This window comes from Phyllobacterium zundukense (assembly GCF_025452195.1).
Classification (GTDB): domain Bacteria; phylum Pseudomonadota; class Alphaproteobacteria; order Rhizobiales; family Rhizobiaceae; genus Phyllobacterium; species Phyllobacterium zundukense_A.
Map to the genome: position 1 here is coordinate 61,031 of NZ_CP104973.1, position 18,410 is coordinate 79,440.

The 18,410-nt window shown below is 57.5% G+C and carries 16 protein-coding genes; 10 read left to right on the forward strand and 6 right to left on the reverse strand.

Annotated elements, in window-relative coordinates:
* Window positions 1-6: 6 nt before the first annotated feature.
* Entirely contained in the window at window positions 7-1,203 is a 1,197-nt protein-coding gene (locus N8E88_RS12730; protein ID WP_262293988.1) for an MFS transporter, read from the reverse strand.
* A 71-nt stretch (window positions 1,204-1,274) separates the two neighbouring features.
* Here N8E88_RS12730 and N8E88_RS12735 point away from each other — a divergent pair, with 71 nt between their 5' ends.
* Window positions 1,275-1,721 carry a helix-turn-helix domain-containing protein gene (locus tag N8E88_RS12735; protein ID WP_262293989.1) on the forward strand — a complete coding sequence of 149 codons (447 nt, stop codon included), beginning with the start codon at window positions 1,275-1,277 and terminating at the stop codon, window positions 1,719-1,721.
* Between the two features lie 52 nt (window positions 1,722-1,773).
* Here N8E88_RS12735 and N8E88_RS12740 read toward each other — a convergent pair whose 3' ends face one another.
* The 4 genes from N8E88_RS12740 to N8E88_RS12755 form a co-directional block, all read right to left on the reverse strand.
* On the reverse strand, window positions 1,774-2,574 hold the full coding sequence (locus N8E88_RS12740; protein WP_262293990.1) for an inositol monophosphatase family protein: 801 nt from the start codon (window positions 2,572-2,574) through the stop codon (window positions 1,774-1,776).
* A 28-nt stretch (window positions 2,575-2,602) separates the two neighbouring features.
* Entirely contained in the window at window positions 2,603-3,664 is a 1,062-nt protein-coding gene (locus N8E88_RS12745; protein WP_224510709.1) for an ABC transporter ATP-binding protein, read from the reverse strand.
* Window positions 3,661-5,889: an ABC transporter permease gene (locus tag N8E88_RS12750; protein WP_262293991.1), complete on the reverse strand. Its 2,229-nt coding sequence runs from the start codon at window positions 5,887-5,889 to the stop codon at window positions 3,661-3,663. Before N8E88_RS12750 ends, N8E88_RS12745 begins: the two co-directional genes overlap by 4 nt.
* A gap of 92 nt (window positions 5,890-5,981) precedes the next feature.
* Window positions 5,982-7,010 carry an ABC transporter substrate-binding protein gene (locus tag N8E88_RS12755; RefSeq protein ID WP_262293992.1) on the reverse strand — a complete coding sequence of 343 codons (1,029 nt, stop codon included), beginning with the start codon at window positions 7,008-7,010 and terminating at the stop codon, window positions 5,982-5,984.
* A 182-nt stretch (window positions 7,011-7,192) separates the two neighbouring features.
* On the opposite strand from N8E88_RS12755, the gene N8E88_RS12760 reads away from it, so the two are divergent.
* Entirely contained in the window at window positions 7,193-8,212 is a 1,020-nt protein-coding gene (locus N8E88_RS12760) for a LacI family DNA-binding transcriptional regulator (protein WP_410010714.1), read from the forward strand.
* Window positions 8,213-8,429: 217 nt separating this feature from the next.
* Here N8E88_RS12760 and N8E88_RS12765 read toward each other — a convergent pair whose 3' ends face one another.
* Window positions 8,430-11,282 (reverse strand): ATP-binding protein, encoded by a 2,853-nt coding sequence (locus tag N8E88_RS12765; protein WP_262293994.1) that lies wholly within the window; start codon window positions 11,280-11,282, stop codon window positions 8,430-8,432.
* Between the two features lie 192 nt (window positions 11,283-11,474).
* Here N8E88_RS12765 and N8E88_RS12770 point away from each other — a divergent pair, with 192 nt between their 5' ends.
* From N8E88_RS12770 to N8E88_RS12805, 8 genes are all read left to right on the forward strand, one after another.
* On the forward strand, window positions 11,475-12,749 hold the full coding sequence (locus N8E88_RS12770) for an epoxide hydrolase family protein (protein WP_262293995.1): 1,275 nt from the start codon (window positions 11,475-11,477) through the stop codon (window positions 12,747-12,749).
* 28 nt (window positions 12,750-12,777) lie between these two features.
* Window positions 12,778-13,218 carry an organic hydroperoxide resistance protein gene (locus N8E88_RS12775; RefSeq protein WP_262295711.1) on the forward strand — a complete coding sequence of 147 codons (441 nt, stop codon included), beginning with the start codon at window positions 12,778-12,780 and terminating at the stop codon, window positions 13,216-13,218.
* Window positions 13,219-13,242: 24 nt separating this feature from the next.
* Window positions 13,243-14,322 carry an alpha/beta fold hydrolase gene (locus N8E88_RS12780; protein ID WP_262293996.1) on the forward strand — a complete coding sequence of 360 codons (1,080 nt, stop codon included), beginning with the start codon at window positions 13,243-13,245 and terminating at the stop codon, window positions 14,320-14,322.
* Complete coding sequence (locus N8E88_RS12785) at window positions 14,319-14,828, forward strand: cytochrome P460 family protein (RefSeq protein ID WP_262293997.1); 510 nt, start codon at window positions 14,319-14,321, stop codon at window positions 14,826-14,828. The genes N8E88_RS12780 and N8E88_RS12785 overlap by 4 nt, the downstream gene beginning before the upstream one ends.
* Before the next feature lie 33 nt (window positions 14,829-14,861).
* Window positions 14,862-15,716 (forward strand): oxidoreductase, encoded by an 855-nt coding sequence (locus tag N8E88_RS12790; RefSeq protein WP_262293998.1) that lies wholly within the window; start codon window positions 14,862-14,864, stop codon window positions 15,714-15,716.
* A gap of 51 nt (window positions 15,717-15,767) precedes the next feature.
* Window positions 15,768-16,547 carry an alpha/beta fold hydrolase gene (locus tag N8E88_RS12795; protein ID WP_262293999.1) on the forward strand — a complete coding sequence of 260 codons (780 nt, stop codon included), beginning with the start codon at window positions 15,768-15,770 and terminating at the stop codon, window positions 16,545-16,547.
* Window positions 16,548-16,702: 155 nt separating this feature from the next.
* Window positions 16,703-17,269 carry a TetR/AcrR family transcriptional regulator gene (locus N8E88_RS12800; RefSeq protein ID WP_262294000.1) on the forward strand — a complete coding sequence of 189 codons (567 nt, stop codon included), beginning with the start codon at window positions 16,703-16,705 and terminating at the stop codon, window positions 17,267-17,269.
* 50 nt (window positions 17,270-17,319) lie between these two features.
* On the forward strand, window positions 17,320-18,288 hold the full coding sequence (locus N8E88_RS12805) for a quinone oxidoreductase family protein (RefSeq protein WP_262294001.1): 969 nt from the start codon (window positions 17,320-17,322) through the stop codon (window positions 18,286-18,288).
* Window positions 18,289-18,410: the final 122 nt, after the last annotated feature.

The following is an 18,410-nucleotide window of genomic DNA, read 5'->3' on the forward strand; positions in this document are numbered from 1 at the left end:
AAGCTTCTATACCTCGCGCACCAAGTGCCGGAACGCCAACCCCGAGATCAGTGCTAAAATACCCAGAACTGCAGCAAGCCCAATACCGCTGACGCGCCATCCCCATTCGGATATTGCGGGACTGCTGATAAGAGGCGATAGGAATTGGCCGAGAAAGACCGATGCCGTCAGCAGCGCTCCCGTCTTTCCGCGTCGGCTGGGAGGGGTCAAACCAAGGGAGATTGCTATAAACCCTGGTGTGGCCAACGCGTAACCTGCACCAATGGCTGCGCAACCTATAAAGACCGCCGTCCCCGCCTCGATTGTCACGAGGATCGCGAACCCAGTAGCCATCAACCCAAAGCCACAGGCCCAATTGCCAGCATGGCCAATCGCCTCGCGAAGATGAGGGTAGCAAAGAGCCGCGCCCCCGCCCGCGAGCATGAGTGTCCCGAGTGCAGTTCCGGTCACCGCGGGGGAGGAGTAACCTTGTCCTGATAGAAAGAAGGGTAGCTGGGTCGGCATAACGAAAAACAGCGTCGTTATGACCATCTGACCGAAAGCGAGGAGATATACGACTGGCCGGAACCTGCCAGAGGAGGAGGTAGTGGAGCTTTGTTCAGCAGGCGTGCTCGACGGTAGATCGACAATTACACGCCAGAAAAACGGCAAAGCGAGTGCTGGCAGAACATAAACTGCGAAGGGCAGCCTTGGTTCAACCGTCGCAAGAAGGCCAGCGATGAGAATGAAAACAAACCCGCCAAAATTCCGGGCAGAGACCTGGCCGCTCGAGATAGCATGCAGAGCTCGGCCCGAGAAGTAGTCCCCGATTAGCGCCGATTGCGCTGTCATGATCATGGCAAGCGAAACACCCAGGCACAACCTGCTGACCATGATCAATGGCAACGTCGGTAGGACCAGCCCAGCGCTTCCGGAGATAATAAACAAGATCAACCCCGCCAAAAGCATCCGTCGCCGACCTGATCGATCAGCAATAGCCCCACACCAAGGAGCAACAAGGACGACTGCCAATGACGGAGCCGGGACCAGTAGGCGGATAAGAAGCGCATTGGTTTCATTGCCTGCAAATTGCCTTTCCAAGCCGGGCAAAGCGGGACTAATTGTGGCGGCCGTCATCACCGTAAGAGACGCCGCCATCATAAGAGAGATTGCGCGCGGGTCGCGCCAGATTGGCCGATCTTCAAGTTCATTGGTTAGTCGCATTCGTATCATCTCCGTTGCGTTTCTAATCACTAGCTGGCACGATACGAATTCAAGTCAACTTGAGGTCAAGTATGAAATTTCTGGATATAGCCGAGGTGGTTGTGGCAAGCGGCCTGCCTGCCTCGACCCTGCGATACTATGAGGAGCAGCGGCTTATCGCTTCGGTAGGCAGACACGGGTTGCGGCGCCAGTATGAGCCGGAGGTACTCAACCGGCTTGCGTTGATCAATATGGCTCGCGCAGCAGGATTTCTTTTAAGTGATGTCGCTGAGATTTTTGGTCGCAACAGGGAAATCGCAATCCCACGCGAGGAGCTACGGGCACGCGCCGATGCTCTGGATCAAAAGGCTCAAGAGATTAAGGCTTTGGCAGCTATGATGCGTCATGTGGCAGATTGCCCTGCCCCCTCACACCTGGAATGCCCTACCTTCCAAAAATTGTTGCGCGTAGGGACAAAGCATCAATCCCGCATGCGCAGGCAGAAGCAAAGAAAGGGTGCGCCTCTGTCTGGCAAATAGACCGCCACCAGGAACAGATCATTCGCAAATGCTGCTTCTTCAGCGGGCAAGCTTAGAGCCCCGCGATTGTCCGCAGATCGCTTACAGCACCGTTAGCGGCGGCAAGCACCGGCGATCCTTTCGTAAGGCCGTCGCCCCTGATCGGGAAGGGATAATGCCAGCCGCCTGCTTCCTTGACGAGACAATAGCCGGCCATGCAATCCCACGCATGCATATAAGGCTCGTAATAACCAACGAGGCGACCGGCAGCGACGTAGGCCAGCATCAGGGCACCAGACCCGTTGCGGATGAAATTTCCGCCCGCGTCGAGCAGTTTTTCGACGATCGATGCGACGGCCGCTGGCGTCACATGATTGTTGGCGCCGATACCAGTCACGGCGTTACGGATTGTGCGGCTTCCATCGAGTTTTAGGATTTTACCGTTCAACGTCGCTCCCATCCCGGTGGCGGAAGCGTAAAGCTCGTCGTTGCAGGGCACATAAATGACGCCGATGGCAATTTCCTCGCCGTGCAGGGCCGCAATCGAAATGCACCACGTTGGCATGCCATTGACGAATGGGCTCGTACCGTCGATCGGATCGACGACCCAGGTGTAATCAGATGTACCAAAGCTGACACCGTACTCCTCGCCAAGGATCGCATCGCCTGGAAAAGCTGCGGCAATCCGGGTCCGAATAAGTTCTTCCACGTCTCGATCGGCGATCGAAACGACGTCGTGTGGATCCGCCTTGGTTTCAATAACCAGCCTTTCGCGCGCGTTGAAATGCGCAAGAGCCACGGCCCCCGCCTCAATCGCCATCTCCCTGGCCAGGGCAAAGCGATCCTGAAGATCAACGGTGACGTCGGATGTCATGTTCTTTCCTTAAATATGAATGCAGATTTCAATTGTTGATGATGGCGATGCCGCGATGGTGAAAGCCGATGCTGACATTGGTCGCCGGTGGAAGCGTTCTGTCGATGGCCGGATCTACGACGAATAATGTGCCCGCCTCCGTCTCGACTTCATATTCCACATGATCCCCGAGATAGGCTGCATGCCGTATGCTGCCGGGAAACGCCCCGCTCTCAGCCGCCTCGAGCGTGATCGCATTAGGCCTGACGGCGATCCTTGCCGGTCCCGGGCGGGCGCTCCGGCCTGGCACAGAATGTTCCAGCTTTCCGACTCGAATGATCGCCTGCCCCCCATCGCTACGCAGGACTTCGCAAGGCAGGACGTTCGCCTCACCGATGAAGTCGGCAATGAACGATGAGGCTGGAGCTTCGTAAAGATCGCGCGGCGAACCCTGCTGGGCGATCAGGCCATCCTGCATGACGATAATCCTGTCCGAGACTGCAAGTGCCTCTTCCTGGTCATGGGTGACATAGACTGCGGTAAACCCTAGACGCTGCTGCAGTTCACGGATTTCCGTGCGCACACGGCGCCGCAGGCGCGCATCGAGGTTGGAAAGGGGTTCATCCAGCAAGAGCACCTGCGGCTCGAGCACCAGAGCTCTGGCGACGGCAACGCGCTGCTGCTGCCCGCCGGAGAGTTCAGCAGGGAGCCTCTGGCCGTAGCCGGCAAGACCGACCTGCTTCAGCCCCTCTTCCGCCCGTTCCCGCGCCTCATTCTTTTTCATCTTCGATGATTCAAGTCCATAAGCGACGTTTTCCAGCACGGACATATGCGGGAACAGCGCGTAGGATTGGAAAACCATCGAGACATCGCGTTCGTTGGCGGGAAGCATCGTGACATCTTTACCACCGATGAGAATGCGTCCTGCAGTTGGATGCTCAAGCCCGGCGAGCATGCGCAGGGTCGTCGTCTTGCCACAGCCTGATGGGCCCAGCAGCGTTACAAGTGTGCCGGGTTCGATGTCCAGAGACAGATCGTGGATGGCCGTGAACGTGCCAAACTGCTTTTTGACATTGGTGAAAACAACAGAGCCGGTGTGATGGGTGGTCATGATGCGGCCTTCTCTTGTGGTGCGGCAGACGGAATAAAGGCCGTTGCAACGCGATTCTCGCGGCGCAATCTCCGTTCACCCACCAGCAGCTGGAAACAGGTAATGATAACGATCATGACGACGATGAGCAGTGACGAGTAGGCCACGGCAACGCCGTATTCGCCGTTCTCGACGAGCCCGACAATGTAGGAAGTCGCCATGTTATATTCGGCACTGACAAGGAATATGACAGCGCTGATCGATGTGATGGCGCGGACGAACGAATAGACCAGCGCAGCAACGATCGCTGGACGAAGCAAGGGCAGGATGACCTTGCGGATTGTCCGGAAGCTCGTTGCCCGCAAGGTCAGCGACGCCTCATCCAGACTCTTGTCGAGCTGGCTCATCGCCGCCACGCCGCCGCGCACGCCGACCGGCATGTTGCGAAAGACAAAGCAGGCTATGAGGATCAGCGCCGTGCCAGTCATTTCCAGCGGCGGGAGATTGAAGGCCATGATGTAGCTGATACCGATGACAGTGCCTGGTATGGCAAAACTCATCATCAGCGCGAACTCGAATACGTTGCGCCCGACGAATCGCTGCCTGACGATCAGGTAGGCGGTCAGCAACCCGACAGCAGCGGTCAGCGGTGCCGAAATCAGCGCGATCTTGATCGTTGTCCAGAACGAGTTCCACGCGACACCTGTCCAGGCGATAGCGCCGTTCTCAAAGCTGAAAGAGAAAGCGCGCTGGTAGTGCTCGAAGGTCAGGGTGTTGTCGAGGCCCCATGTGCGGACAAAGCCCCCGAACAGGATCATGCCGTAGATGACCAGCGTGAACAGTATCCAGGGAATGACGATGGCATGGACGCCAATGGACAGCGATCGCGGCAAGGCAATATGCGCGCCCGAATCTCCCTTGCCGGTCACTGTCGCGAAGCTCTTGCCAGCCAGCCATAGTCGCTGCGCAAGAAAGGCCGAGAGCGTGAAAAACAAAAGGATGATCGCCAGCACCGCGGCACGCGAAGGATCGTTCTGCGAGCCGACAACGGCAAAGAAGATTTCCGTCGAGAGCACCCCATGGCTGCCGCCGAGCACCAGAGGGTTACCGAAATCTGCCATGCTCTCGATGAAGCCGATCAGAAAAGCGTTCGCGAGACCTGGCTTCATCAAAGGCAACGAAACTTTCCAGAACGTACGCCAGCGATCCGCGCGCAGGGTTTGCGATGCTTCCTCCATCGACGGGCTGACACCCTCGACGACGCCGATGAGCACCAGAAACGAGATGGGCGTGAAAGACAGGACCTGTGCAATCCAGATACCGGTCAGGCCATAAAGCCAGCGGCCCGGCTCAATCCCGAAGAGGTTGGAAAGCTGATGGGTCACGACACCGGCGCGGCCGAAAAGAAGAATGAGCGCGAGGCCGATGACGAAGGGCGGCGTGATGATCGGCAGGATCGTCAGCAGCCGCAGTCCCTTCTTGAACGGAAAGCGGGTGCGGGTGGCAACCAGCGCGAAGCAGAGCCCGAGCAATGTGGAGCCGAACGCCGAAAGGATAGCCAGCAGTAGCGTGCGCCATGCAACGCCACAGCGATTACCCCCAACAAGACAATCCAGACTCCAGATCGATGGATCCTGAATGTTGCGGACAAATCCGGAGGGATCGAACGAGCCGTCGAAACTCTGGAAGGCGCCAATGAACATGCTGCCCACGGGGTAGAACACAAAGATGCTGACAAGGAAGACGAGCAGCGCGATCGAAGCGACCACGAAGGCATCGCCCCGGAGTACGCCGCGTTCGGCAAGTCCGAAGGAAAACATCAGGACGAAGGAAAGCGCCACGAGCCCGGCGCCTGCGCCCATCGAAGGCTGGCCATCGGCAAGCGGTCCGAACAACGCTTCTGTTATCGTCCAGGTCCAGCCCGTAAACCCGACAGCAAGCCCCTGCAGCACCAGGAAGACAATTCCAGCGGCGCCGGCCGCGATCAGCAGATTTGAACGTGGCCGCGAAACCTTGAAGGCTCGTGCCAACAGGCCCACTGCGAAGATCAGTGCGATGACGGCAAGCGTCCAGCGGCCGTGTGCGAATATTTGCAGAAGAGCAGGCGCTTCGTTGGAACCGTTCGGAAAGTTACCAAACCAATCGAAGCTGAAAAAACCGCTTTCGATCCTGTACCACGGCACGACGCTCAACCCGGCGAGCCCAATGCCGAGCGCAATATTCAATCTCCGGTCGCTACGTTCCATAACGCCACCCGCCCTCGTTCATCGCAGAAGTTACTTGCGCTGGAGATATGTCCGGAACGATCCGGACATATCCTCATCAGGCAAAAGCAAGTTCAGTTGGCGCTTGCACCAATCTCCTTGTCCCAGCGATCAAGCAGTTCCTTGCGCTTGGCGGGGTCGCCATAGGTCTTGAAGTCATAATCGATGAGCTTGATATCCTCGAATTTCGGGGCTTCGGGCGGAACGGTGGCAGACTTGTTCGATGGCAGCTGGAAGGACTTTGCATCCTTCATATGCGACTGCGCTTCGGCGGAAAGAGCCCAGTCATACCATTTCTTGGCCGCGTCGAGATTGCGCGCGCCCTTGATGATCGACATCGAACCGATTTCGTAGCCGGTACCTTCACAAGGAGCAACTGCCTTGACGGGAAAGCCTTCGGCAATCTGGGCAACAGCATCATGCATGAAGACGATACCTAGCGCCGTTTCACCCCGCGCCGCGGCTTTCACCGGTGCCGAACCCGATTTTGTATATTGCGATATATTCGCGTTCAGCTGCTTCAGGTAGTCGAAAGCCTTGTCCTCACCCATGATCTGAACCAGAGACGCCAGTGCGGTATAGGCAGTGCCGGACGAATTCGGGTTGGCGATCTGGATTTCACCTTTGAAGGATGGATCGACGAGGTCAGCCCAGCACTTGGCCTCCTTGAGGCCTTTTTTCTTGACGATCTCGGTGTTATAGCCCCAGCCAAGCGCACCCGCATAAACGCCAACGGTTTTATAATCTGCGCTCTCGGCCTGCTTTTTCGCCCAATCCTGCAACTGGTCTAGCATGGGCGACTTATATTCTTGAGTCAGCCCTTCGGAAGCGGCCTGCAAATGCGGATCACCAGTACCCGCCCACCAGATATCGGTCTTCGGATTGCGTGCCTCGGCGCGGATCTTGGCATAGGTTTCGCCCGAAGACAGACGGACCATATTGACCTGGATACCCGTCTCCTTCTCGAACGTGCCCTTCATCAACTCACAGATAACGACATCGGCCGAACAGATCAGATTGAGATTGTCCGCAGCGCGCGCCTCGGTTGGCATCATCTGAAGACCAACAGCAAAAGCGGCGGCAATTGCGAATACAGAACGCATGATTTTCCTCCCTGAAAAAGCGGCACCTCCATGCCGCACACTTTTTTGCAAGCGTGTGCAAAAGTTTCACACGTTCTGACCGTCTGTCAAGTCGACTATTGCATTCCTCCAATAAAATTAAGAGTCTGGTGGTTGCAGTACTACGCAAGCGCGTGCAAGATGCCGTGAACAATTATGGATTCATGCAGTTGAACAAATCATTCGTCAGCGCTGATGACGTAGCAAAGCGGGCAGGCGTATCGCGCTCGGCGGTGTCTCGAACATTCACGCCGGGCGCCAGTGTTTCGGAGGAAACACGCCAGCGGGTCATGGAGGCCGCGCAAGCGCTTGGCTATCACGTCAACCAACTGGCACGCGGTCTGATGCGCAGTGAGAGTGGCATCGTCTGCCTCGTCGTGTCGGAGCTGGATACGCCCTACCGCGCCCGGCTCGTGCGCGCCCTCACCCATGAGTTGCAGAAGGCCGGCAAGATCTCAATGCTTATCAATACGGATCGTTCGGACCGCAGTGTGGACGCGGCGCTCCGGCAGACTCTGAACTACCGCGCCGATGCCTCTATTCTGCTTTCCGGCCTACCCGACAAGGCAATCACCAAGCTTTGTCTCGATAGCGGCCAGCGGATTGTCCTGATCAACCGTGATGATGATATCGATGGTCCCTTCCGCATCAATCTTGACGATGGCGGTGCCGCGAGAGTGGCGGTGAATGCATTTGTGCGCGCGGGATGCCGCCACCTCGCCTTCGCCAATTCCGAAGTCGGAACGCCAAGTCTGATGGCACGAGAACGGGGCTTCGTTGCAGCCGCAGCAGAATTCGGACTTGAGGTGACAGTCACGCGACACGGCAACACAGTCTATGAAAGCGGTCGTACGATCGCTCAGACACTGTTCACCGAACCCAAGCAGCCGGATGCTGTATTTTGCGTGAACGATCTTATGGCATTCGGACTTATGGATGGCGCACGTCACGATTTTGGGCTGCGCATACCGGAAGATCTCTGCGTGGTCGGCTTTGACGATATCGAGCAGTCGGCGTGGACGTCCTATGCCTTGACGACATTCTCACAGCCGGTGGACGAGATCGTAAAGAGCAGCGTCGCCTGGCTGCAACACGAGCCGGACAATGATGAGATTCGATCCGTCAATCTCCACGCACCGCTGATCTGGAGAAAATCCATCCGGAACAAAACACTTTGGGCTTAAGAAGCACCCGTTTTCACTGTCTCATAAATAGCTACAACCACGGGCCTTGACGCCCCGTAAAATGGTCTGTCATTCCGCAAAAAGATTACAGGGTAAACCCGACGACGACATAAAAGAACGCTGAAATGATTGCGGCCGCCGGCATGGTGATCAGCCAGGCAATGACGATGTTCCCGGCCAGTCCGTGTCGACAGCGATTGTTGCCTGAAGTTCTCCTTTATCGCAGCGTAGCCAAAAGGTCGCTCGCTGCTCTAACATCAGCAGTAGCGAGGCCCTCAACAGCCTGTTGGCATAATGGCTGCAACAACGCTCGCGCGCGGTCGGTCTGGCCGCGGTCGACATAAAGCTGAGCCAAATCGGTTCCGGCACGCAGTTCCCACGCGCGCGCGCCCTGACGTCGGCTTAGTTGTATTGATGACTGGAAACACCGCTCCGCTTCATCCACGCCGGCTTGCGGAGTTGTCAGAGAAAGATTGCCCTTCACACGCAACAACTCGGGCATATAGCAAAGATCGCCCCGTGACTCGACCAATGCGATCGTCGTTTCTGTCAGCGAGAAGGCTTCAGCAAACCGGTTCGTAGCTGCAAGGCCGTGAACGAGAGCGATATTGAGAGGCGTAGTGAGAAGTTCATATGGTGCTGCGTGAAGCTCGTCCAGCGCCGCTTGCAGACTTTCTACACCTGCATTTGCGTTGCCCCGACGTATCGCCAGTTCCCCCTTCAAACCACGTGCAACAGCGAGATACGGCCCGAGTGAATTCGGTCTGGCACGAGAAAAGAGCCAATCGACGTATTGATCTGCACCCTCGAGGTCCCCTGTCCACAGCAACAATGAAGCAGCCCATATCAAAGCTATGGATAGCGTCAACGGATGGTCTTTGTTTGCAGCTTCCGCAATTGTCTGGCGAACCAGCTCCGCTGCCTGGTCGGAATACCCTTGCAGCCACAGGTTCCTCGCAAGGATAGCGCCCGCCAGAATTCTGCCGTCGAAGCCAAGATAGATGGTGGCACGCGAAAAGGGCGGCCCAGGCTGCAATGCAGCCTCAAGCTCTGCGCGGGCTCCGTCAAGCTGTCCGCCAAGATGACGGGATATCCCCATCAAGGAATGAGCCAGTGTGATGGAGACCCTGTCATCAAGCGTTCCGGCTACAGTCGAGTAGTGGTTCGCATAGTTTAGCGCAGCTTTAAATTCTCCCGTGCGCAGGTGGAACATCTGAAGCGGGCCTAACACCTGGAGCTGATCAAGCGGCCCACCGCATTCTTCGGCAATCGCGAAGCTCCGTTTCAGGGCAACTCGCGCCGCATCCTTTCCTCCTCGGGTGAACATCAAGGATACTCCCGAGGCTGCATGAAGATGCATCTCCTCTCTTTCGTGGCCAATGGTGCCTTCCAGGGCCAGAATCGCCCGCTCCGACCAACGATGACATTCGGTAAGAAGAGACATTGACAGAAAAACCGGAGCGGCCGCCACGGCGAGTCGTATCCCGATTTCAATGCCGTCACCATCGAAACAGGATTCGACAGCCGCTCTCACATTGGAAAGACCAGCCAGATACAGCGCCCGCTGTGCCGCGCTCCCCAAAGTCGGCCACTCGGCCCCGGTTTCCTCCAGCCACAAAAGGTAGTAGGTCGCGTGACGTTCCGTCAGGTCAGACAGTTCTGTCTCGTCAGTGCTCGCTTCGAGGGCGTAGGCCCGCGTTGTGTCCAGGAGACGGTACCGCATTGTGGCCCCAACCGGCGCAGTCGCGACCATCGACTTGGCCACAAGGCTATCGACAATACCAAAAACAAGGGTTTGACCGATCCTCGGACTTGTCACAACCGCCAAGGCAGCCTCAATTGTAAAATGCCCGACGAACACGGCAAGGCGGTGAAGCACCGTACGCTCCATTTGGGAGAGGAGCTGATAACTCCATTCCATGGTGGCCTGTAACGTCTGCTGGCGCTGAGGTGCGGTGCGCTGTCCCTGCCACCACAATGTCAGGCGATGATCAAGAAGCGCGGCCGTTTTTTCGAGACCAAGGCCGCCGACCCGAGCAGCGGCTAGTTCAATCGCCAGCGGAACTCCATCGAGCTTCCGACAGATGCTTGCTACGATTGCTGCATCCGCGTCGCTGAGCTCAAGCCGGGCACCGCTGGAATTCGCCCTCTCCACAAACAACTGGGTTGCAGCGAACGTTTGGGCAACGGCTGCGGTGAGCCCCGGATCGTCCGGTGGGCAGGTGAGCGTTGTCAGTTTGTGGACGTGTTCCCCTTCGATTCTCATGGCTTCGCGACTGGTTGCCAAAATGTGGACCTGTGGTGCAACCATATAGATGCGGGACGACAATGCAGCGACTGACTCTATGACATGTTCGCAGGTATCGAGGATCAGGAGGACCCGCTTGTCTGCCAGATAGGCACTTAAACTGGATACGGCGTCATCAGACTGCACTGATAACCCCAATATGGAAGCTACCGTCGTCGCCACAAAGGCCGGGTCGCTCAGCGCCCCAAGATCAATGAAATGGACAGCACCCGCGAAAGCTTCGGCCAGATCATGCCCCAGAGCCACCGCAACGGTGGTTTTGCCGACGCCGCCGGCTCCCAGTATTGTAACAAAACGCGTAGCCAGTACTTGAGCTGACAGGGTACGCGTCTCATCGTCCCGCCCCACCATTCGATTCAATCGGCTTGGCAGGTTGGCACGAGTAAAATCATCGGAACCCTCACGGCGTATTGTGCTCTGGTCGCTTGAACGCGAAATCGATCCGACGAAACAGTAGCCGCGTCCTGTCAGGGTTGCGATATATCGGGCCCCCTCCTTTCCGTCAGCCAGCGCTTTGCGCAGGTTGGCCATATGAAACCGCAGGCTGCCTTCCTCCACCGTGACGTCGGGCCAGGCGCGGGTTAACAGGTCTTTTTTACTGAGAGTTACGTTGGGCCGGGAGGCCAAAGCGATCAGGATGTCGAGGGCACGCGCGCCAAGCTCGACGGGGACACCGTCTTTGGTGAGAAGCCGTTTCCTTGCGGCCAGGATGAAAGGGCCAAATATTATTTCATCCCCACTCGTCATCGTCTCGTCTCTCATGCCATCCCTCGCGGCCAACAACTCATCGCCCCATGGTTCGATAGGACATCCGCGCCGAAGCGTCGGAATTAAGGATCATCCGGAACGCTGCTGCTCGCAGCAGCTAACAGAACATAACAGCGCATAACGGGCGTTTCTTGTGGCCTCAATCTAAATGTTTTCACAGAAATCGCTTTTTTGAGGAGTATCGTCATGCCCGTATCATCACTATTGCCGACGCGGCGTCATTTTTTGATCGGCTCAGCTGCCGCGGGGGCCCTGAGCATACTTCCGGCGCGCGTGCGCGCATCGGTCAAGAACGATGCGATCCGTCCTTTCCGGGTCGACGTTCCGGACCAGGCGCTTGCCGATCTGCGCCAGCGACTGGTGATGACACGCTTGCCTGCCCGGGAGACCGTCATTGACCAGTCCCAAGGCGTGCAACTCGCCAAGCTTCAGGAGATGTTGCACTACTGGGCAACGGATTACGACTGGCGGAAGATTGAGGCGAAGCTCAACGCCCTCCCCATGTTCGTGACCGAAATCGATGGCCTCGATATTCATTTCATCCACGTTCGTTCCCCCCATGAGAACGCCCTGCCGATGATCATGACGCACGGCTGGCCCGGGTCGATCCTGGAGATGATCAAGGTGATCGGGCCACTCACTGACCCGACAGCGCATGGCGGCAGCGCCGACGACGCGTTCCATCTTGTCGTGCCCTCGATCCCCGGCTTCGGCTTCTCGGGAAAACCAACGGCGACGGGTTGGGGCTCGGATCATATCGGCCGGGCATGGGCAACGCTCATGCAGCGATTGGGATATGACCGCTACGTGTCACAGGGCGGTGACTGCGGCTCCGTCATCTCGCACCGCATGGCGCTGCAGAATGTACCGGGCCTGATCGGCATTCACGTCAATATGCCCGGGACTGTCCCGAAAGAGATTGCGTCCATCCTTACTGCAGGTGGACCGGCTCCAGATAATCTGAACGAAAAGGAAAAAGCAGCTTTCAAGGCACTTGATACCTTTTACAAAGACAGCTCCGGCTATGCGGCCATGATGGTGACCCGGCCGCAGACAATTGGTTATTCGCTGGTGGATTCACCTGCCGGCCTCGCTGCATGGATCTATGAGAAATTCGCTACGTGGACATACAGCGATGGTGATCCGGAGAAGGTACTGACCCGCGACGAAATGCTCGATGATATCTCGCTTTATTGGCTGACGGGTACCGGAGCCTCAGCCGCGCAAATCTATTGGGAAGACCATTCCAACAATTTCAACGCCGTCGACATCGCAACGATGCCTGTGGCCGTGAGCGTCTTTCCCGGTGAGATTTATTGCGCGCCGCGGACCTGGGCTCAGCGTTGTTACCACAACCTCATCTATTTCAACGAGGTCGAGGACGGCGGTCATTTTGCCGCTTGGGAGCAACCACGGCTCTTCACCCAAGAGGTGCGAAACGCGTTCAGGTCGCTGCGCTGATGACCGGTATCTCTGAGGAAATCATATGATGAACCAGCATGAGACGTTGCTCTATACCGCCAAGGTCCGCACGACCGGCGGGCGTGAAAACGGCAAGTCCCGCAGTTCTGATGGCCGACTGGACATCAGGCTTTCGGTTCCCGGTATCCCAGGCAGCGGCACCAATCCCGAACAGCTGTTTGCCGCTGGCTGGTCAGCTTGTTTCGAAGGGGCGATTCAGATTGAAGCCAAGCGGACGAAGATCGCACTTCCGGCAGACCTGGCGATTGACGCCGAGGTGGATTTGAATGTCTCGGGCGGCGCATATTTTCTCCGCGTCCGCCTGAACGTCAGCCTGCCTGGCATCGAGGACGACGTCGCCCGCGCCTTGCTGAATGCCGCCCATCAGACGTGCCCGTATTCCAGGGCTACGCGCGGCAACATCGATGTCGCAATCAATCTGGTCAAAATTACCCCCAATCAAGCCTGATGCATACTTGAAGGAAATCCAGATATGGCCACCAGCAAAACCTCTGAACCTATCAATCACACTCGCCGACGCTTTCTTGGGACAACGGCCGCAGCTATTGCCGTTGCCGAACTCGCCATCACCGGGACTGCAAACGCCCAGGCCCAGAAGACAACGCCAAGGCTCTCGGCTACTGTCCCTGCGCCGCGCATATCTTTCCGCTCGCTGAGACAGATCGAGGCCGGTGACTTGAATGTAGGGTATGCCGAAGACGGTCCCGCCGACGGATCTCCAGTCATTCTTCTGCACGGCTGGCCATACGACATCCACAGCTACGTCGATGTCGCTGCAATTCTGGCATCGGCTGGGTACCGGGTCATCGTCCCCCACTTGCGCGGCCATGGCACCACACACTTTCTATCGGCTGAAACGGTCCGGAACGGCCAGCAAGCGGTGATCGCCGCCGATGTCATCGCCTTGATGGATGCTCTCGCGATTAAAAAAGCAGTGATCGGCGGTTTTGATTGGGGTGCAAGGACGGCCAACATCGTGGCGGCGCTCTGGCCCGAGCGCTGCAAGGCCATGGTCTCCGTCAGCGGTTATCTCATCGGGAGCCAGGAGGCAAACAAAATGCCACTGCCGCCCGAAGCCGAGCTCGCATGGTGGTATCAGTTCTACTTTGCCACCGAGCGAGGCAGGGCCGGTTACGAGAAATACACGCGGGATTTTGCCAAGCTTATCTGGCGGCTCGCATCGCCGCTGTGGAAGTTCGACGATGCCGTCTTTGACCGCAGCGCTGCTGCCTTTGACAATCCGGATCATGTCGCCATCGTACTGCATAATTATCGCTGGCGGCTTGGCTTGGCTGAAGGCGAGTCCAAGTATGACGATCTTGAAAAGCACCTGGCCCAAGGTCCCATCATTACGGTGCCAACCATAACCCTCGAGGGCGACGCCAACGGGGCACCTCATCCCGACGCCAGCACCTATTCCAAGAAGTTTTCCGGCAAATATGAACACCGCGTATTAACAGGTGGCATCGGCCACAATCTGCCTCAAGAAGCGCCGCACCCTTTCGCCGAGGCTATCATCGACGTCGATGGTTTCGAGGAGGTTGCCCCATGAAAGCTGGTCATTTGGCGTTTCTTGCCGTCGTAGCGGGGTCAGCAATCGCGGCAGTTGCGGCCGCGGCAGACGGTGATCCGGATGCGCGAATAGCGTCTCCGATCTACGGCGTCACTATTCCCGAAAGCTATCGGCAATGGGAGCTGATCGCGCCAGCCCAGGAAGGCGAACCCCTCAATGAGCTTCGGGCGGTACTCGGGAACGCGATTGCGGTGAATGCGTATCGCGAGGGGAAACTTCCTTTCCCCGACGGGACCATCCTGACGAAGCTCGCCTGGAAGCATGTTCAGTCGCCCGAATTCGCACCAGCCTCCATTCCCGGCGCTGCGACGACTGTCCAGATCATGGTGAAGGATTCAAAGAAATACCCGGCCACCGGCGGCTGGGGATTTGGCCGGTTTGTGAACGGCAAACCTGTCGACGCAGCCCAGCATGAAACCTGTTTCGCCTGTCATCAGGCGCTCGTGAAAGATCACGACTTCGTCTTTACGCGGTTTGCACCCTAGTCAGCCCGGGCTTTACCTGAGGAGAAGGATTTCATGTCGCAACGGTGGTTCATAACTGGCAGCTCGCGCGGTATCGGTCGGGCCCTGTCAGAAGCCGTGCTCAACGCCGGTCATCGTCTCGTCGCCAGCGCGCGGGAACCCGCACTGCTGTCTGACCTTGAGGAGCGCTATGGAGATGCGGTCAGAACTGCTGCGCTCGATGTGACGGATCCAGTCGCCGCGGAGGCGGCCATGCGCATCGCCAGCGATAACTTCGGGGGGATCGATGTCCTCGTGAACAATGCCGGATACGGCAACATCAATTCTGTCGAAGATACCGACCTCGATGACTTTCGCAGGCAAATCGAAACCAACTTGTTCGGAACGATCATCGTTACCAAAGCTGCTATTCCTTTAATGAGAAAACAGCACGCCGGCCATATCATCCAATTCTCGTCAGTGGGTGGCCGGATCGGCGCTCCGGGCCGTGCACCCTACTCCGCCGCCAAATGGGGTGTCGAGGGCTTCTCTGAAGTTCTCGTCCGGGAGATGGAGTTGATAGGCGTCAAGGTCACCATCATCGAGCCCGGTGGTTTCCGCACCGACTTCGCTGGATCTTCGACCGAACTGAGTGAAGGTCGCCCCGAATACGACGCAGTTGTCGGTCGAGCGGCGAGCACGCAGCGTGAATTGAACGGGCGGCAGCCGGGCGATCCATCACGCGCCGCCCAGGTCATACTTGAGGTCGCCGCAATGTGTAAGCCGCCGTTGCGGCTGCCGCTTGGAAGCGATGCGCTGGCAGCCATCGAGCAGGCTGATCGGGCAAAGCTGGAAGAACTGGAACACTGGCGGGCCCTTAGTGTATCCACCGACTATCCGCCGGCCAAGTCTGATTCACCACCGGCTTGAGCGTAAGTAAACTTGAGCGGCCCTGTAAATATGTCAAAAAGGAAAATTCAAATGAACAAGTTATTAGCGGCACTCGCGATGGCGGGGGTTCTGTTGAGCGGTTTGCAGGCGCATGCACAGCAGCCTGCTAAACCAACGATCGTCCTTGTGCACGGGGCATTCGCCGATACGTCGAGCTGGAACGGCGTCATCAAAATACTTGAGAAAGACGGCTATCCGATATTGGCAGCCGCCAATCCCCTTCGCGGCGTCGCGAGCGATGCGGGTTACATTTCCGATATTGTGAGCAGCATCAAATCGCCCGTCGTTTTGGTCGGCCATTCCTATGGCGGTAGCGTCGTCAGTTCGGCGGCAAACGGCCATGACAACGTGAAGGCCCTGGTCTATGTCAGCGCGTTTGCGCCCGAAGCGGGTGAAACCGCCGTTGGACTGACGGGAAAATTCCCCGGGAGCACGCTCGGTCCGACGCTCGCTCCGCCCGTGAAGCTCTCCGGCGGTGGCACCGACCTGTACATTCAGCAGGACAAGTTCCACGTGCAGTTTGCGGCAGACGTACCCGAGGTCGATGCCAAACTAATGGCTGCAACACAACGACCGGTGACAGAATCCGCCCTGAATGAGGCCTCGGGCGACCCAGCCTGGAAACATATTTCGTCTTGGTTCATCTACGGCGACAAAGACAAGAATATACCGCCGCAGTCGCTGGCATTCATGGCAGAGCGGGCGCATTCGCGCCAGACCGTCGTCGTCAAAGGTGCTTCGCATGTGGTGATGGTCTCAAATCCAGAACCGGTTGCGCGGCTGATTGAGAGCGCGGCCGTGGGCAAATAGCTGGCCTCCCGGCGCGAACCGTCTCAGAAGGGCAGCATTGTGATGCTGCCCTTGTACTTGCCTGATGATGGGCCATGCAGCGTTTTCTATGCCGGTCCAGTTTACTTCACAGCGTCATTCTTGACAGATCGTTCCATTATTCCTAGATGAGGCTTATGGCACGAACTAAGGAATTCGACAAAGAACAGGTGCTGGACGCAGCAATCGACGTGTTTCGCGAGCATGGCTTCGACGGCACATCCACGGACATGCTTGTGCGCGCCATGAAGATCGGGAGGCAGAGCCTATACGACACCTTCGGCGACAAGTGGAAGCTTTACTGCCTCGCCGTGGAGCGCTACTCGACAGAAGAAACCAATGCACACCTCGTAATGCTGCGCAAGGAACCGCGCGCGGTGGATAGTATCCGGGCGATGATAGAGCGCGTGGTAAAAACAGCGGAGCAAGCCTGCCTCGGCATCAATTCGATTTGCGAATTCGGCCAAAGCCGACCAGAACTCACATACATTTATCAAACCGCGGACCGACGTTTGATGCGCGCCACGCGCCAGCGCTTGGAAGAAGCTCAAGCCGCAGGCGATATAAGCAGAACTTTGTCCTCCGGCGCGATGGCAGATTTCCTTTTTGCGAGCGTCGCGGGCATCCGCATCGCCGCACGCAGCGGCGCAAGTCGAAAGCAATTGAAATCCCTCGGACGTCTGGCGCTTCGCGCGATTGAGTAGGTAAAAATTTTGGCCATTTTTGGAACAATCAGTCAAGAAAAGGAGAGGCTATGAAAGCCGTGGTTATGAAAGAAGTCGGAGGCACCGACGTGATGGATTTCGTCGATTGCCCAGAGCCGGTGGTGATGCCGGGACATGCCGTCGTCGAAGTCGCCGCCGCCGGTGTGAACTTCATGGACATTGGTGTGCGCCTGGGTATGGCGTGGACCGAGATGGCGAATCCGAAAATTCTCGGCGTTGAAGGCGCGGGGCGCGTGTTATCCGTCGGCGATGGGGTCGATGGTTTTGCAGTCGGCGATCGGGTTGCCTGGGTCTACGCACCCGGAAGCTACGCCGAGCGCCATTCCATTTTGGCAGATTCGCTTGTTAGAATTCCCGACGCCGTGGACGATCGTACGGCCGCATCAGTCATGATGCAGGGTCTGACCGCCAGTCACTTCGCCACCGATTTCTATCCTGTGCAGCTAGGGGACATCGCCCTCGTTCATGCGGCTGCCGGCGGGGTAGGCCTTCTACTGACCCAGATCATAAAGTTGAGGGGCGGACACGTGATCGGACGCGTCTCGTCGGAAGAAAAGATCGCGGCAGCAAAGGAGGCTGGTGCCGATCACGTCATCGTCGATACCGAGGGACAGTTCGCAGAGGACGTCCTCCACCTGACCGCGGGGAAAGGCGTTAATGTTGTCTATGACGGTTCAGGCCCCAAAACCTTCCAGGGCTCACTCGACTCGCTCCGCCGCTGCGGCACATTTTGCTGGTACGGGCCAGTGCTCGGCGGGCCCGGTCCATTGGATATCATGAAGCTGCCTAAAAGCATCAAAATCGGCTATGCGACCTTTTTCGACCACATCCACACCCCGGAGCTGTTCCGCGCTCGTACGCAGCAGCTTTTCGACTGGGTCGCGGGCGGTTCGCTGAAGTTGAAGATCGGCGGCGTCTATGCGCTTGCTGAAGCCGCTCGGGCGCATATCGACATGGAGAGCCGGGCCACAACCGGCAAGCTGCTGTTGATTCCATAATGGGGCGATAAACAGGTCAACCTTCAGCTGTGGTCTTCCATCGATCCGAAAATGTCTTTCCAGATGTGGACAAATTGCAAACCATAGCTGTCCATGCGGCATTAGCGTTGTGTTCGAGTTCG